The 15231-nt window shown below is 64.3% G+C and carries 13 protein-coding genes; 1 reads left to right on the top strand and 12 read right to left on the bottom strand.

The annotated features are described in order from the left end of the window. Positions 1–7: 7 nt before the first annotated feature. From H5P29_RS13970 to H5P29_RS13940, 7 genes are all read right to left on the bottom strand, one after another. Positions 8–1168 carry a DUF930 domain-containing protein gene (locus H5P29_RS13970; protein ID WP_246670748.1) on the bottom strand — a complete coding sequence of 387 codons (1161 nt, stop codon included), beginning with the start codon at positions 1166–1168 and terminating at the stop codon, positions 8–10. 310 nt (positions 1169–1478) lie between these two features. Beyond that, on the bottom strand, positions 1479–2267 hold the full coding sequence (locus tag H5P29_RS13965) for an inositol monophosphatase family protein (RefSeq protein WP_067960024.1): 789 nt from the start codon (positions 2265–2267) through the stop codon (positions 1479–1481). After that, a complete protein-coding gene (locus H5P29_RS13960; protein ID WP_246340520.1) occupies positions 2264–3286 on the bottom strand; it encodes a sugar phosphate isomerase/epimerase in 1023 nt (340 codons plus the stop codon). The genes H5P29_RS13965 and H5P29_RS13960 overlap by 4 nt, the downstream gene beginning before the upstream one ends. Positions 3287–3338: 52 nt before the next feature. Next, positions 3339–4397 carry an ABC transporter ATP-binding protein gene (locus H5P29_RS13955; protein WP_210328473.1) on the bottom strand — a complete coding sequence of 353 codons (1059 nt, stop codon included), beginning with the start codon at positions 4395–4397 and terminating at the stop codon, positions 3339–3341. 2 nt (positions 4398–4399) lie between these two features. Continuing rightward, positions 4400–5188, bottom strand: a complete 789-nt coding sequence (locus H5P29_RS13950) for an ABC transporter permease (RefSeq protein WP_067960015.1) — start codon at positions 5186–5188, stop codon at positions 4400–4402. Next, positions 5185–6069, bottom strand: a complete 885-nt coding sequence (locus H5P29_RS13945) for an ABC transporter permease subunit (protein WP_067960012.1) — start codon at positions 6067–6069, stop codon at positions 5185–5187. The genes H5P29_RS13950 and H5P29_RS13945 overlap by 4 nt, the downstream gene beginning before the upstream one ends. Positions 6070–6138: 69 nt before the next feature. Further along, complete coding sequence (locus tag H5P29_RS13940; RefSeq protein WP_083948542.1) at positions 6139–7245, bottom strand: ABC transporter substrate-binding protein; 1107 nt, start codon at positions 7243–7245, stop codon at positions 6139–6141. A 310-nt stretch (positions 7246–7555) separates the two neighbouring features. On the opposite strand from H5P29_RS13940, the gene H5P29_RS13935 reads away from it, so the two are divergent. Beyond that, positions 7556–8938, top strand: a complete 1383-nt coding sequence (locus H5P29_RS13935) for a PLP-dependent aminotransferase family protein (RefSeq protein WP_185910370.1) — start codon at positions 7556–7558, stop codon at positions 8936–8938. A gap of 168 nt (positions 8939–9106) precedes the next feature. Here H5P29_RS13935 and betA read toward each other — a convergent pair whose 3' ends face one another. The 5 genes from betA to speB form a co-directional block, all read right to left on the bottom strand. Further along, positions 9107–10792: a choline dehydrogenase gene (betA, locus tag H5P29_RS13930; protein WP_067966305.1), complete on the bottom strand. Its 1686-nt coding sequence runs from the start codon at positions 10790–10792 to the stop codon at positions 9107–9109. 79 nt (positions 10793–10871) lie between these two features. Next, entirely contained in the window at positions 10872–12341 is a 1470-nt protein-coding gene (locus H5P29_RS13925) for a cytosine permease (RefSeq protein ID WP_083948540.1), read from the bottom strand. Position 12342: 1 nt separating this feature from the next. After that, positions 12343–12510 carry a hypothetical protein gene (locus H5P29_RS13920; RefSeq protein ID WP_154384946.1) on the bottom strand — a complete coding sequence of 56 codons (168 nt, stop codon included), beginning with the start codon at positions 12508–12510 and terminating at the stop codon, positions 12343–12345. A 127-nt stretch (positions 12511–12637) separates the two neighbouring features. Then, complete coding sequence (locus H5P29_RS13915) at positions 12638–14146, bottom strand: aldehyde dehydrogenase (protein ID WP_154384945.1); 1509 nt, start codon at positions 14144–14146, stop codon at positions 12638–12640. A 13-nt stretch (positions 14147–14159) separates the two neighbouring features. Continuing rightward, positions 14160–15179 carry an agmatinase gene (gene speB / locus H5P29_RS13910; protein ID WP_154384944.1) on the bottom strand — a complete coding sequence of 340 codons (1020 nt, stop codon included), beginning with the start codon at positions 15177–15179 and terminating at the stop codon, positions 14160–14162. Between the last annotated feature and the right edge of the window lie 52 nt (positions 15180–15231).

Raw genomic sequence — 15231 nt, 5'->3', positions numbered from 1 at the left:
GCAAGGCCTAGTCGTTTGCCGGGAGCCCCAGCCGCGCCCACTCACCGGGCGGGATCGTCGCTCCGACGCGGAAGGACAAGGACCGGATCGTTGTCGCCTCGGCATCGACCTCGCATCGGAAGCTCAAGGCGTGCCATGCCGTGCGCGTGCGGAAGGCCGCCTCCGGAACGTCGAGCACATTGCCGCGCCTGAGCGGGACGAGAGGCACAAGGTCGGGAGAATAGGAAGCGTCGACCAGTCGCCGTTGCAGCGCGCTGGCGCAGAGTTGGGCGGCCCGCTTGTCGCGAGGCAAGCCGGCCATCGCCGTCGTGCTCAGTGCAGCACCGGTAGCGCCTTGCGATTGCGGCCTTCGAACCCCCGGCAATCCCGAAAAGGGCTGCGAGGCGGCAGCGTTCGCATTGCCGGAGGCTGGGGCCCTGGCCTTGCCGCTTCCAGGTTTATGGATCTGCGCAAGACTGGGTTTCGACGTATTGGCGGGCCTGGGCTCAGGCGCCGTGGCCATGGCGGGCAGCGCGATCTCGCCGTCAGCGCCGATGGCGCCCAACGGCGCTGGCTCCGACGCTGCCTGCGTGTCGGCACCCTCCGTCAGTCCCTCCTGCTTGTCTGCTTCCTGCTTGCCATTGTCCTGGTTTGGAGCTGGCTCGCTCTCCGCGTCCTGAACCGCCCCGAAATCCTTTGCAGCCGCCGCCTGCTTTGCGGCGTCATCGGCTGCATCGGGCCGTTCCTCGGAAGGCGCCTTCACAGTCTCGTCCTTTGCCGGGGACGGCGCGGTGTCCTGCACGCTGCCGCTCTCCGGAGACTTGCCGGAACCGGCATCCTTGTCTCCGAACCTGAAGACAGGCTTCAGCACCTCGATTTGCGCCGGCTTGGTCGGCGATGTCTCCGGCGCCGGCGACCGCTTCGGCTCCGCAGGCTTTTCGGCTTCGGCCTTCGCGGGAGGCGGAGGAGCCGGTTTCGGCTTCGGCTGTGCTGGCGGCGGCACGAGAGTGACGTTTACCGCCTCCTCCTGCTGCTGTTCAGGAAGCCTCGGCTGACTGTAGGCCAGCATCACCGCGATCAGAAACCCATGCAGAATCAGCGATGCGGGCCAGGCCCACAGCAAATCCCGACGCAGGTTTCTTGCCTCATCCGACATGCCGAGCGATGTGCAGTGAAATATTGGCGGCATCAAGCATGATCGTCGGCATCACGCAAAATAATGGCTGGACTCCCCGGGTAAGAAAGTGCTTGACGCGGGGACCATTCGTTGCAGTCGCGTTGGCAGATCTGTCTCGATGGGATTGCCGGCTTGGCCATCAGCTGCTTGACGCGGTCCGCGAATACACGCCATCTCTGATGTCAGCCAGTCGCATGACGGTTGGCTCGCCTTGCCGTGCGGATATTTGCGCACTCGTCCCCATCGGCATGAGACGACCATTGGCCGCGACGTCCAGCAGTCGCCAACCAACCCTTTTGCGCCGACCCGCTCGACTGAAAAATCAATCGCGACAAAGGATCTGCAAAGCGGCCCGGTGGAGCTCGGCGTTCGCCGCCATCAGCACCGTGGCGTAGTTTCGGGCATTCCGGAGCGGCTGCCCTTGCCAGTCGGTGACGAGGCCGCCAGCGGCCTGCACGATGGGCATTTGCGGGAGGATGTCGTAGTCGAAAACATCGCTTTCGACGAGGAGATCGATGCCGCCGAGCGCCAGTAGTCCGGCAGCATAGCAGTCGTGCGACAGCCGGGTGAAGCGGACGCTGGCGGCAAGCGCCGAGAACCGATCATGGCGTGGCCGGTCGAACTGTTCGAGCGCCGAGGTGTAGAGGATCGCCTGATCGAGTGCGGTTCTTTCGCTGGTGCGGATCGGTTTTCCGCCGAGGGTCGCGACACCTGCCGCCCCGACCCAGCGTTCTCCCGTGATCGGCTGGTTGATGATGCCGAGCACCGGCTCGCCGTGATGGAGCAGTGCGATCTGCGTGCCGAAGGCGAGCGAACCGGAGACGAAGGATTTCGTGCCGTCGATCGGATCAAGCACCCAGACCCACTCGGCATCGGTGCGGCAGGCGCCGAGCTCCTCGCCCCTGATGCCGTGATCTGGGAACTCTCTTTCGATCATTCGCCGCATCGCGGCTTCGGCGTCCCGGTCGGCAATGGTGACGGGGCTGGCATCGGCCTTGGCGTCGATGGCGATGGGTTGGCGGAAATGCGGTCGGATCACTTGGGCAGCGGCATCCGCCATCGTATGGGCGAGCGCCAGGTACGCCGGGGGGCAGGCAGGGCCCTGGTTCATTGTGGCATCCTTTCAGCTTCGGTGGCGATCTCATCCAGCATCGCCCTGACGGTTTCGACCTGCCGGTGGGCAGCGTGGACCTCCCGTTGCAACCGCTCTGCAAGCTGGCTGGTCCCAATGTCGGTGAAGCTGGCTGAACGAGCGGGGATGAAAGGATCGGCCTCCTCAGCGGCGAAACGCAGGGCGGGAGCGAAATAGCCCTCTTCTTCCTCCAGCCCGAAGGCCAGGACCTGCGGACGGTCATCGCCAAGTAGAAGCAAGTCGACGAACATCGCCTGCATCGGCAGGTGCCCGCCGCCCGACTGACAGGCGAGATGCGCCCAGCCGCCACGATCAGGCATGACGAGACAATCCTTGACGTGAACCTCGGTGACATGGGGCGACTGTGCGTCGAGCGCCGGCAGCGGCATTTCATAGGCATTGATCATGTTGCCGAAATCGAACAGCAGGCTGAGGCGAGGATTGGCCACGGCCTCCAGGATGTCGATCAGCTCATCCGACTTGAGGTCTTCATGCTGCTCGAGCGTAAAACGCAGCTTCCCTTCGGGGTCGAGGGCGGTCAACCGGCGAAGGTCTGCGATCGTCCAGGCGACGATGTCGGAAACGCGGCCCTCATAGCGCGGATAGCAGCGCAACGAGGTGGCACCGGTGGCAAGAGCGATCCGCACCGCATCCGCCAGCCCGGCCGCATCTGTCGTGCTGGTCTCGACATGCAGCTCCAGCCCAAGATCGCTCACCGCCGTTCCGTAGGCACGCAGCGCCGCGTCGGCCATTCGGGCAAGACTTGCGCCTTCGCCATCCTCAACATGGACCTTCACGCCGAAAAGCCGCTGCTTCCTAGCGAATTCGGCAAGATGCAGCGGCGTCATGCCGCCGAAGCGCATGTTAAGATGAAAGGCATAGGCATGGGCGAAGAGCGGCGCGCTCCTTGCTCGTGCGGCGAGCCGGGTCCGGCTGTGCGCCGGAAGTTGCGCGATGCGCGCGCGCCAGTCGGCGGACGGCGCCGTGTCCCAAGGCATGTCGATCAATATGCCAGCTCCTCCGCTGGTGATTTCAAAGCTTCGAGCCCCATCAGGCGGCGAGTACCAGAAGGTCGCGATGCGACATGCTGATATCGACCGGCGCACCGATCAAAGGTGGCAGCCTGTCGGCCTGATTGAACGTGTCGAGCGCGATGGAACCGCCGCCTTCCACCGAGACGCGGACACGGATCACGGGCCCAAGGAAATGCACTTCGGCGATCCGCCCCGGCAGGACGATGTCGCCTCCCCCGCGCCCGAGCGTCACCGTCTCAGGCCGCAGCGCCAGGCTGATGCGCTCCCCGGCTCTGCCCGGCGATGCTCTGTCCAGTGTCATGGGCACACCGGCCAAGCGGATGTGGCCAGCCGCGGCGTCGACCAGATCGGCATCGATGAGGTTCAGCGTGCCGACGAATTCGGCAACAAAGCGCGTCGCCGGCCGGTTGTAGATCTCGAACGGCGTACCGATCTGGTCCGCAACGCCCTGATGCATGACAACGACGCGGTCCGACATCGACAGCGCCTCCTCCTGGTCATGGGTCACGAAGATCGTGGTGATGCCGAGGTCGCGCTGGATACGGCGGATTTCGTCGCGCAGGCTGACGCGAATCTTCGCATCGAGCGCCGACAGCGGCTCGTCGAGCAACAGCACCTCAGGCCGCGGCGCGAGCGCGCGGGCGAGCGCCACGCGCTGCTGCTGGCCGCCGGAGAGCTGGAAAGGATAGCGGCTGCCGAGTTGTGGCAGGCCGATCAGCTCCAGCATTTCGGCAACCCGCCGTGCGATCTCCGCTTTGCCTTGGCCGGCCACCTTGAGGCCGAAGCCGACGTTCTCCGCCACCGTCAGGTTCGGGAAGAGTGCATAGGACTGAAACACCATGCCGATCTTGCGCCGGTTTGCGGGCAGAGCGGTGACGTCGCGTCCGTCGATGCTGACGGCGCCCGACGTCGGCGCCTCGAAGCCGCCGACCATGCGCAGCACGGTGGTCTTGCCACAGCCGGAGGGCCCCAAGAAGGACACGAACTCGCCCTTGTCGATGCCGAGGGTGAAATCCTTCACGACGCGATGCGCGCCGAAGGACTTTTGCAGATGGCGAATGTCGAGAAAGGACACGGTCAGCGCCTCGCTGTCGAGAATTTGGAAAAGCGGGTGAAAAGCTGGATCAGCCCCATGCAGGCCCAGGTGATCGCGAAGGCGACGACGGCGAGCGCCGAGGGCTCATAGGCCCGGTTGCCGCCCATCCAGACCATGTAGGGGCCGAAGGAATTGACGTTGAGCAAGGCAGCGAAGACGTACTCGCCGATGACGATGGCGAAGGTCAAGAAGGCCCCTGACAGAACCGAGACGAAGACGTTCGGCAGGATGACGACCGCAAGGATGCGCGCCCAGCCGGCACCGAGCGACTGCGCGGCCTCGGTGAGACTGGCGATGTCGATGGTGCGCAGGCCCGTGTCCACCGAGCGGTACATGTAGGGCAGCGACAGCACCGCATAGCCACAGAGCAGCAGGATGTTCGTGCCCCACCAACTCCCCGTCAGTGGCAGCACGGACGAGGTGTTGTAGATGCGGATGTAGCCGAAGACGATGACGATGGGCGGGATGACCAGCGGCAGCAGCGTGATGAATTCGATGGCCGGCCGAAGACCAGGAAAGCGGAGACGCACGAAATAGGCGGTGGGCACGACGAGCAGGATGCCGAGGATGATGGTCAGCAAGGCCAGCGCGACCGAGTAGCCGAAAGTCTGCTGGAACTGGGGATCGGCGAGCACGACGCGATACGCTTGGAACGAATAGACGCCACGCTGCATGCGCATGGAGAAGTCGAACATGCCGACGAGCGGAAGCAGGAAATAGAGCCCGCCTAACGCGACGGCGAGCCAGGACCACAGCTGTCTTCCCGTCATTTGAGCCACCTTTCGGCACGCATGCGCAGGAGGATGTAGATGCAGTTGGCGATGGCCGTCAGCACGATCATTGCAAAGGCGATGGCGTAGCCGAGGTGGGGATCGTTGAGCACGTCGCCGCGGATCTGCGCGAAGAGCACGATGGGCGCGATCGATAGCGAGGAACCTGTCAGCGCAATGGCGGTGGCGACTGCTCCAAAAGCATTGGCGAAGAGCAGCGCCAGCGTGCCGAGCAGCGAGGGCCACAGCACCGGCAGCGCCACCATCCGCCAATATTGCGCACCGGAAGCCCCGAGGCTCTCCGCCGCCTCCCGCCACTCACGCCTTAGCCCTTCCAGCGCCGGCGTGATGATCAGCACCATCAACGGGATCTGGAAATAGAGATAGGTGAGCGCGAGGCCGAGGAAGGAGACGACGTTGAAGCCGCTGCCATAGAGATTGATGCCGAACCAGTGGCGCAGCAGCATGGTGACGAAGCCAAGGCGTCCGAGCGTCGCGATGAAGGCGAAGGCAAGCGGTACACCAGCGAAATTGGAGGCGACGCCGGAAAAGGTGAGGATGGCATTGCGCAACGGGCGCGGCAGGCCGCCGAGGGTGATAGCCGCTGCGATGAGGAAGCCGAACAGACAGCCAAGCACCGCCGTCAGCAGGCTGAGCTCGATCGAGATCCAGAAAGCCGACAGGATGGAGGGCGAGAGCAGCTTTCCGAGGTTCTCCAGCGTGACCTGCCCCTGCGGGTTGCGGAAGGCGCCGACCACGATATTGAGTGTCGGCAAGATCAGGAACAGCAGGGCGAAGAGGAAGAATGGGGCAACCCCGAACCAGCTGAGCACCTGCCTCGGCTGCCGCACCGATGGCAGGGATAGGGTTATTGTCGTCATCCGATTGCTCCCAACGGGCGCGATGGCCGAAGGCCTGCCGTGAGCAGGCCTTCCCACCGTGTGCGCGGCTTACTTGATGTTGGCGCCGACGACCTTGTCCCATCCGCCGGTGATGGCGGTCTTGTTGGCGTCCAGCTCTTCGACAGCCGGAAAGATCGCCTTTTCGTAGGCTTCGGCCGGCGGCAGCTTGTCGAGCAGTTCTTGCGGAAACTTTCCGGCCTTCAGCATGGCGGCGAAGCGCGCCGGGTGGCAGTAACCTTTCAGCCAGCCGGTCTGGCCTTCGTCGGAGTAGAGATATTCCATCCAGAGTTTTGCCGCGTTCGGATGGGGCGCATAGGCGGAAATCGCCTGGACATAGACGCCGGCCACAACGCCGCTCTTGGGCACGACGACGTCCATCGGCGGATTGCCGTTCAGCGCGTCGCGCCAGGCAAGCAGGTTGTAGTCCCAGGCAGCGACGATCGGCGTCTGGCCCTGCGCGATCGTGCCGGCCTTGCCGAGCACCGGAACGAAGTTGCCGGCCTTGTTCAGCTCGGCAAAGAGCTCCAGTCCCTTGGCGCCGGATTCGGCGCCGGGCTTGGCACCACGCGAGATGCCGGCTGACATCAGTGCCAGGATCGCCTGCGCCGAGGAACGCGGATCGCCGGTGAGCGCCACGGCACCGGAATATTCAGGCTTGGAAAGATCCGACCAGTCAGCCGGCGCCGTCGCCAGCAGGTCCTTGTTCACGCCAAAGGCCATGACGCCGTAATAGTCGCCATACCAGTAGCCGTCCGCATCCTTGATGTTGTCGGGGATCTCGTCCCAGGTGGCCACCTTGTGGGGCTGGAGCAAGCCCTCCTTGGCAGCGGCCGGCGCAAAGGCGAGGCCGAGATCGACGACGTCGGGGGCCTGCGAGCCGGTGTTGCCCTTGTTGGCGCGGATCGCTTCCAATTCATCGGCCGTACCGGCATCGGGGTTCAGTTCGTTGACCGTGATACCAGGATATTTCGCCTTGAAGCTGGCGATGACCTCACCGTAGTTGCACCAGTCATGCGGCAGGGCGATGACCGTCAGCATGCCCTCCTTGGTGGCGGCGTCGACGAGGTCCTGCATCGGCTCTGCCCGAACAACTGTCGGCAAAGCCGCCGCGAGGGCGAGCGCGGACACGAATGCGCGCGAGATGAAGCGGTTCATGAAGTCCTCCTGTTGACCGTCTGCGACGGTTCGTGGGCGATGCGTTGATCCATGCGTCCGGTCGTCGGCCCTGCCGTGCGCACCGGTTCCCCTGGCACCCGTCTGCGTCCTCTGGGGCTGCATCGGTGTGTTCTCGTGTAGGCAGAGCATGTAACAATTGGACAACAATCAAACGTCCATTATCATGCATTCGACTAGACCAATTTGGAGGGACATAAGCTTGGCCAAGCAGTTCGAAGGCCCGATCCTGCCCTTCCTTCGCCTCGAAGGGTCCGCCTCCCTGCCAAAGTTCCGGCAGGTGCAGGACCAGTTGCGCACGGCGATCCTGCGCGGGCATTTGCGGGCGGGCACGCGTCTGCCGGCGAGCCGCATCCTGGCCCAAGAATTGGGCCTGTCGCGCCAGACACTGGTTCGCGTCCTGGAAAACCTGAAGGCGGAGGGCTATCTGGAGGCGCGGCAAGGCGCCGGCACATTCGTTTCCATCGCCCTGCCCCGCCAGCCATCGCAGCCGCGCGCCGCGCAGCCGCTTGGCGACACACCGCCGCGACTGTCGCGGATCGGCACGCTGGCGGGCGGCGTGTCGGCCGAGATCGATAAGATGGAGCATCGGCCCTTCCTGCCCAACCAGCCGGCGCTCGACCGTTTTCCCTTCGCCCAGTGGCGGAAATGCTGGAACGCGGTGACGCGCGGCGGCAAGGCCGCCATGGGCTATGGCGATGTCGCGGGGGAACTGGTACTGCGACAGCGGATCGCCGAGTACCTGGCCCTGCACCGGCGCGATCCCTGCGACCCTGAGCAGATCATCATCACACCGGGAGGACACGCAGCCTTTACGCTTGCGGCGCTGGCGCTCGCCGATCCCGGCGACGGCATCTGGTTCGAGGACCCAGGGCCCGTTACCACCAGCAACCTGTTCCGTACGCTTGGCCTGGAACTCTGCCCCGTGGATGTCGATGCGGATGGCATGGATGTCACAGGTGCCATGGCGCGCCACCCCCATGTGCGCCTCGCCTTCGTCATGCCCTCACGACACCATCCGCTTGGGGTGACGCTTTCGCTGCCGCGCCGGCTTGCACTGCTGGAATGGGCGCGGACAAACGATGCCTGGATCATCGAGGACGACTATGACAGCGAGTTCCGCTATGACGGCGCGCCGCTGCCCTCGATGCGCTCCATCGATAGCCACGGCCGGGTGATCTATGCCGGCAGTTTCAGCAAGGCGCTCTATCCCGGCATCCGCATCGGTTATCTCGTGCTGCCTCCGGCACTCGTCGGCGCCTTCCGCAACCTGGCCGGCCTCATTCATCGCAGTGCGCCGGTGGAAACCCAGCTCGTGCTGGCCGAGTTCATCGGCGGCGGGCATTTCGCCAGCCACCTGCGCCGGATGCGCGGGCTCTATGCCGAGCGTCGCGACGCCTTTAAGGAAGCGGGCCAAGTGGCCCTCGCCGGCCTCGCCCGCATGGACTGTTCCGAGAGCGGGCTCAATGCGCTCGCCTGGTTGGACGGCGGGCGAGAAGACCGGCTAGCCCACCGCGCGGTGATCGAGGCCGGGCTCCAAAGTTATCCGCTGTCCGACTATGCGATCGGCCCGGTAGCCCGGGCCGACGCGCTCATTCTCGGCTATGCCGGTGTTCCGGCAGAGCGCATGAAGCCCTATCTCGGCCGCCTCGCCGAGGCACTCGTCCGGATGTGAGGCCGCCGCGATAGAGCTGTCACGAACACGCCGGTGAAGCAGGCTCGCCACCGGCGAAAGAACGCCTCCACGAAGGCCGCCTGATCGAACTCCTCCGGTCCGCCATGATCCCGTCGGCAAAGCACATAGCCAATTCCACGTTCGACCATGCTGGCCTCCAAAAACGGCTCAGTGTTGGACGGCACGTACCGGATTGCGGCTGCGCTGGCTGACCCCGACACCGGGGGCGATGCCCACCTGCGCATTGGACGCTGCGAGCAGCGGTTTTCCACGCACGATGTCGGAAGCCCGTTCGGCGAGCATGATGGTCGGCGCGTTGAGGTTGGCGTTCGGCTCGGACGGGAAGACCGAGCTGTCGATCACCCTGAGCCCTTCGACGCCACGTACCTTGAGGTTGCTGTCGACGACGGCCATCGCGTCCTCCCCCATGCGGCAGGAGCCGCAAGGGTGGTAGGTGCTCTCCATCGTCTCGCGCACCCAGGCGTCGATCTCGTCATTGCTACGAACGTCCTTGCCCGGAGCCATCTCCTCACCACGGAACCTGTCGAAGGCCGGCTGTGCGATGATCTCGCGCGTCAACCTCAGACAACGACGGAAACCTTCCCTGTCCTCCTCGCGATCGAGATAGTTGAACAAGATGTCGGGCTGCTCATGCGCTTCGGGTGACCGCAATCGGACATAGCCACGGCTCTTGGGCTTGTTGGGGCCGGTCAGCACCATGAAACCGTGCCCCTTGAGCGGCTTCTTGCCGTCATAGCGCATCGCTGCCGGCAGAAAGTGGAACTGGATGTCGGGCCATTCGAGCGATGCATCGGAACGGATGAAGCCGCCGCTCTCGAAATGGTTGGAGACCGACAACCCCTTCTTGAACAGGATCCATTCGGCCCCGATCAGCGCCTTGCTCAACAACCCCATCTTGCCGTTGAGCGTAATCGGCTCCTTGCAGGCATACTGTATGTAAACCTCGGAATGGTCCTGAAGATTTTCACCGACGCCGGGCAGGTCATGCAGCACCGGCACGCCGGCCTTTTGCAGCACCGCCGCAGGCCCGATGCCGGAGCGCTGAAGGAGATGCGGCGAGCCGATCGGGCCGGAGGAAATGAGCACCTCTCGGCTCGCCTTGGCCACGACGCGTTCGCCGCCGAGTTCATACTCGACACCGATGGCGCGCTTGCCCTCGAGCAACACGCGACGCGTCATGGCATGGGTGACGACAGTGAGGTTCGGGCGGCTCATCGCCGGCTTGAGATAGGCATTGGCCGTCGACCAGCGTACACCGTCCTTGACGGTCATGTGCATGGCGCCGAAGCCCTCCTGCATCTGCCCGTTCGGATCCGCCGTCGTGATGTAACCAGCCTCGTGGCCGGCATCGACAAAGGCCTTGTAGAGCGGGTTCTGCATCTTGTTGCCGGCATTGGTGGCGAGCGGACCACTGTCGCCGCGATAGGAATCACCGCCCTCTTGCCAGCTTTCGGCGCGCTGGAAATAGGGCAAGCAATTGGCATAACCCCAGCCGCGCGCGCCGAGCTCGGCCCATTCGTCGAAGTCGCGTGCGTGGCCACGCATATAGACCAGTCCGTTGATCGAGGACGAGCCACCGATGACCTTGCCGCGCGGGCAGTGCACCTGCCTGCCGTCGAGGCCGGGCTCCGGCAGGGTCATGTATTTCCAGTTGTACTTCGTGCCGTTCATCGGGATCGACAGTGCCGTCGGCATCTGGATGAAGATCGAGTTGTCGCTGCCGCCATATTCCAGCACCAGTACCTTGCAGGACGGGTCCTCCGTCAGCCGGTTGGCCAGGACGCAGCCGGCCGAACCGGCGCCGATGATGATGTAGTCGAAGGTGGCATCCATGGCGGTCATCCCGATGGGTTTCGGATCACTATTGGGTACGGGGTTCGAGGCGGCGCGTGGCCCACCTCGATGTAGGGGCTCAGCGTCGGGGGTAGTTGCCCCAGCCGGCGCCGCGGGCGAACAGCCTGGTGAGCACGTAGTGGACCACGCCGGCCGCCAGGCAGGACGGCACTGAGGCGGTCAGGTACTTGAAGGCCGGAATGCTCGCGAGCGTCTGCGGGTTGAAGATCGCAACGTAGACGATGAAGCCCATGGCAAGTGCCGCGAGCCCGATCGGGTTGAATCCTGCCCAGAAACGGTACGGACCGCTTTCCTGCGGACCATGCAGGCTACGCATGTCCAGCTTCTGGCCGCGCAGGAAGAAGTAGTCGGCGATGCCGATGCCGGCGAGCGCGGAATTGAGCGCCGACGTCCAGACGAGGAAGATGAAGAAACCGTCATACATCTGCGGGTAGAAGATCACGAGGCCGAGCGGGATGAGGCAGAACAGGAACAGGATCGTGCTCCAGGAAATGGCGCGCACCGACGCCGTTCCCACCTGCCTGAGACCGACGATGGAGGTGTAGAGAATATTGGCCATCGAGGTCATGTTGGCGAAGGCAACAAAGAGCAGAGCGATGATGCCGATGATTGGACCTGCGATCTTGGTCATCCAGATCGTCGGGTCGCTTTCACCCAGGGCAACGGCGGCGAGCAGGCCGACGATTTCGCCAAGAGCCGCGGCGCCGAAGATACCCAGAATGTTCGGCCAGAAGGCGGTGCGCTCGTTCTTGGTGAGACGTGCCAGGTTGCCGATATAGGGCCACCAGGAGAAGCCGGCAGCAAGGTTGACTTCAACGGCGATGATGAAGTTGAGCGTGTTGTCTTCGAAGGGCGGAGCAAGCGCCGGCATCTCAAGCAGCTCAGCAAAGGATCGTTGCTGGAGGATGAGGTAGAGCATTACGATCATCAGGATCACCAGCGCTGGCGAGACGACCATGTTGAAGAACTTGATCGAAGTCGGCCCCTTGGCGACGATGAACCAGGTGACGAGGATCGCGCCGACCGCGGCGATGACCATCTTGATGCCGGTCGGATTGGCCGCCTCGCCTGCGCTGAGCGCCGCCAGCCCATCGATCGAGCGGCCGAACATCATGGCGAGCACCGCGAGCCAGCCCATGGTGAGCACGACGACAGCGAGCACATAGACGATGCGGCTGCCGTTGTAGCCGAACTGGCTGCGCAGCGCGACGAACTGCTCGATGCCATAGCGACCGGAGAGCGGTGTTGTGGCGAGCGCCGTCAGCACGACACCGACGATGTTGCCGATGACGATGGCCGCGATGCCTTCCTTCGGCCCGACGAAGAGGCCGATGGCACCGCCGATCAGGAATGCCCAGGTGGCAATGGCAAGCGCCGAATTGGCGTAAGTGAACTCCCAGAAGCCCCAGAGGCGTTCGGAAGGAAGCAAAGGCGCATCGCCTCGTTCGGCGGCAGCGCGATTGCGGGCGGCCTCTTCCTGCTCAGTTTCGATGGCGGCAAAGCCGCCGCGGCTGACATGGTCGGTCATTTCACGCCCCCCAGATCCAGAATCCGACGACCAGAACGAGCGTCAGGGCGGCCATGCCGGCGTAGTCTAGCGTGGTCATCACCCCTTCGAAGCGGCCGCCAGCCTCGATGTCCTCATAGATGCGGGCCCGCCGCTCGAGTTCTTTCTGCCAGGCGATATCTGTTTCCATTGTCGTTCCCCTTTCGCGTCGCGCCTTCGGCGTCTATCCGCGATGCATGCGGCTCCATCAGCCGCCGATCTTGCCAACCGGCCGCCCATGGGCGACGGCCGGAGAATTGCTCATCAGGCCGAGCACCTCATGGCAGCGTGATCCACACGGCCTTGGTCTCCATCAGGTAGTCGAGCTGCTCGGGACCCAGGTCCTTGCCAAAACCCGAGGCCTTGAACCCGCCGAAGGGCATGGAAGGATCGATCGTGCTGTGGGCATTGACGTAGATCGAACCCGCATGCAGGCGCGGGATCAGCCCGTGCACCCGCGACAGGTCATTCGAGTAGATCGCAGCCGCCAGGCCGAACGGCGTGTCGTTGGCCAGGGTAACCGCATCATCGAGATCGTCGAATGCGTCGGTCACCAGAACGGGGCCAAAGATCTCCTCGCGGACGATCGTCATGTCGGGCTTGCAGCGCGCGAAGATCGCCGGTTCGATGAAGTGGCCCGGCCGGTCGAGGCTCACGCCGCCATGGATCAGTTCGGCGCCTTCGCGGCGGCCGGCCGCGATATAGGACGAGACGACTTTCTTCTGTTGCGCCGAGACCAGCGGGCCGATGTAGCAGTCGCGGTCGAGGCCAGGCGCGATCTTGAGCGTCTTGGTGACGGCGACCAGTTCGTCGAGGAAGGCGTCATGCACCGAGCGCTGGACATAGACGCGCGTGCCGGCGTCGCAAACCTGCCCGGAGTTGAAGAACACGCCGTTCACCACCGCCTTGGCGGCACTCGCGATGTCGGCATCGTCCAGAACGAGCACCGGCGACTTGCCGCCGAGTTCCAGCGTGACATGCTTGAGATTGCCGACGGCGGTGCGGCCGACCTCCTGGCCGACCGGTGTCGAACCGGTAAACGTCACCTTGTCGATGCCGGGATGCGTCGACATAGCCGCGCCGATCACACTGCCGCGGCCCGTCACGATGTTGACGACGCCATCAGGGATGCCTGCCTCCTGCACCAGTTCGGCAAAGCGCAATGTGGAGAGCGAGGTCAGTTCGGCGGGTTTGACGATAACGGTACAGCCGACTGCCAGCGCTGCCGCAAGCTTCCAGGCCATGGTCTGGAGTGGAAAGTTCCACGGCACGATGGCCGCGACCACACCCAGCGGTTCCTTGCGGGTGTAGGCGAGATAGTTGCCGGGAATGGACGGCTCGACGGTGCGCCCATGCAGCTTGGAAGGCCAGCCGGCAAAGTAGCGGAACGTATCGACCGTGCCCTGGATGTCGATCTCGCGGGCAAAGGTCACCGACTTGCCCATGTCGATCGCCTCGATCTCCGCCAACTCGTCGGCATGGAGCTCGATCAGGTCGGCAAGGCGGTGCAGCAGGCGCTCGCGCTCAAGCGGCTTGAGGCGGCGCCAGGCACCGCCATCGAACTGGCGGCGGGCGGCATGGACGGCCCGGTCGAGATCCTCGGTCGTGCCGGAAGGCGCGCGGCCGACCAGACCGCCGGTCGAAGGCTCGAAAATATCGAAGGTCGCGCCGTTGCTGGCATCCACCCAGGCGCCGTCGATGAACATCTTTTGCGGCTTCGCCAGAAACCGCCGGGTCGCGTCGCTGACACCATAGTGGTCGAGATAATTGCGGACGTTGTCGTCCATGTGTTCCTCCTTCTCAGCCGAAAACCGCGAGCGGCCGGCTCTCCTCAGTTCCTCGTTCGGCGTTGGTTTGCCTGGCATGCATGACGCGGCCGATGAGGTTCATCAGCACCTGTGCCGCCAGGATTGCGGTACCGCCTGTTTGGTCGTAGTCGGGGGCCACCTCGACCAGGTCGATGCCGACGATGGTGCCGCGCTTGGCGAGTGCGGCCAGGATCTCCAGCACCTCGTAATAGATGAAGCCGCCATGCGAGGGCGTGCCGGTGCCCGGCGCGATCGACGGGTCGAAACCGTCAATGTCGATGGTGACGTAATAGCGCGCGCCGGCGGGAACACGCTCCGCGACGGCGGCACTTCCCAGGGCGCGGATCTGGCGCACCGACAGGATGTCGGAGCCCATCTTGCGCGCGTCCTCGTAGCCTTCCTTGGCGGTGGACGAGACGTTGCGGATGCCGAGCTGCGACAGGCCGCTGACATAGGGCTTTTCGGCGGCGCGGCGCATCGGGTTGCCGTGGCCGTAGCGCACGCCGTGGCGCTCGTCGACGAAGTCGAGATGAGCGTCGATCTGGACGATGTGGATCGGGCCGTTCTCGGCGCAATCGTCGGAGAAGGCGTTGATGCAGGGAATATTGACCGAATGGTCGCCGCCCAGCACCACCGGCAATGCGCCGGCGGCGAGGATCTTGCGCACGCCGAACTCGATGTTGGCGTGGCTCTTCATCGTGTCGGTATGGACGATGTCGGCGTCGCCGATGTCGACGATGGAGACCTCGCCGCTGGGCAGGTAAGTGACATCGTCCTCGTGGTCATAGGCGCCGCCATGGCCGAAGGAGAACAGCGTCGAGGCTTCGCGGATCGAGCGCGGCCCGAAGCGCGTTCCGGCCCGCCACTGGGTACCGCAGTCGAACGGCGCGCCGAGGATGGCGACATCGGCGTCGATGGCATCCCAGTTCGGCTGGTAGGGATATTTGCCGAAGGTGCAGATGCCGACGAACGGCAGGTTCAGACGTCCGGTTTCATAGGAATTGCTGGCCATATGCCCTCCTCCAAAGGTCGGAGGAGTGTGCCCAATGCCGATACGTTTAAAA

Origin of the sequence: Aminobacter sp. MDW-2 (assembly GCF_014250155.1) — a bacterium.
Classification (GTDB): Bacteria; Pseudomonadota; Alphaproteobacteria; order Rhizobiales; family Rhizobiaceae; genus Aminobacter; species Aminobacter ciceronei.
Note: the sequence above shows the minus strand (reverse complement) of the source record. Positions and strands in the feature narration are given on the sequence as shown.

Excerpts from the sequence above, each read along its gene's own strand:
- H5P29_RS13940 (WP_083948542.1), bottom strand. The coding sequence starts at position 7,245 with ATGAACCGCTTCATCTCGCGCGCATTCGTGTCCGCGCTCGCCCTCGCG.
- betA (WP_067966305.1), bottom strand. The coding sequence starts at position 10,792 with ATGGATGCCACCTTCGACTACATCATCATCGGCGCCGGTTCGGCCGGC.
- H5P29_RS13915 (WP_154384945.1), bottom strand. The coding sequence starts at position 14,146 with ATGGACGACAACGTCCGCAATTATCTCGACCACTATGGTGTCAGCGAC.
- H5P29_RS13965 (WP_067960024.1), bottom strand. The coding sequence starts at position 2,267 with ATGAACCAGGGCCCTGCCTGCCCCCCGGCGTACCTGGCGCTCGCCCAT.
- H5P29_RS13945 (WP_067960012.1), bottom strand. The coding sequence starts at position 6,069 with ATGACGACAATAACCCTATCCCTGCCATCGGTGCGGCAGCCGAGGCAG.
- H5P29_RS13960 (WP_246340520.1), bottom strand. The coding sequence starts at position 3,286 with ATGCCTTGGGACACGGCGCCGTCCGCCGACTGGCGCGCGCGCATCGCG.
- speB (WP_154384944.1), bottom strand. The coding sequence starts at position 15,179 with ATGGCCAGCAATTCCTATGAAACCGGACGTCTGAACCTGCCGTTCGTC.
- H5P29_RS13925 (WP_083948540.1), bottom strand. The coding sequence starts at position 12,341 with ATGACCGACCATGTCAGCCGCGGCGGCTTTGCCGCCATCGAAACTGAG.
- H5P29_RS13920 (WP_154384946.1), bottom strand. The coding sequence starts at position 12,510 with ATGGAAACAGATATCGCCTGGCAGAAAGAACTCGAGCGGCGGGCCCGC.
- H5P29_RS13970 (WP_246670748.1), bottom strand. The coding sequence starts at position 1,168 with ATGCCGCCAATATTTCACTGCACATCGCTCGGCATGTCGGATGAGGCA.
- H5P29_RS13950 (WP_067960015.1), bottom strand. The coding sequence starts at position 5,188 with ATGACGGGAAGACAGCTGTGGTCCTGGCTCGCCGTCGCGTTAGGCGGG.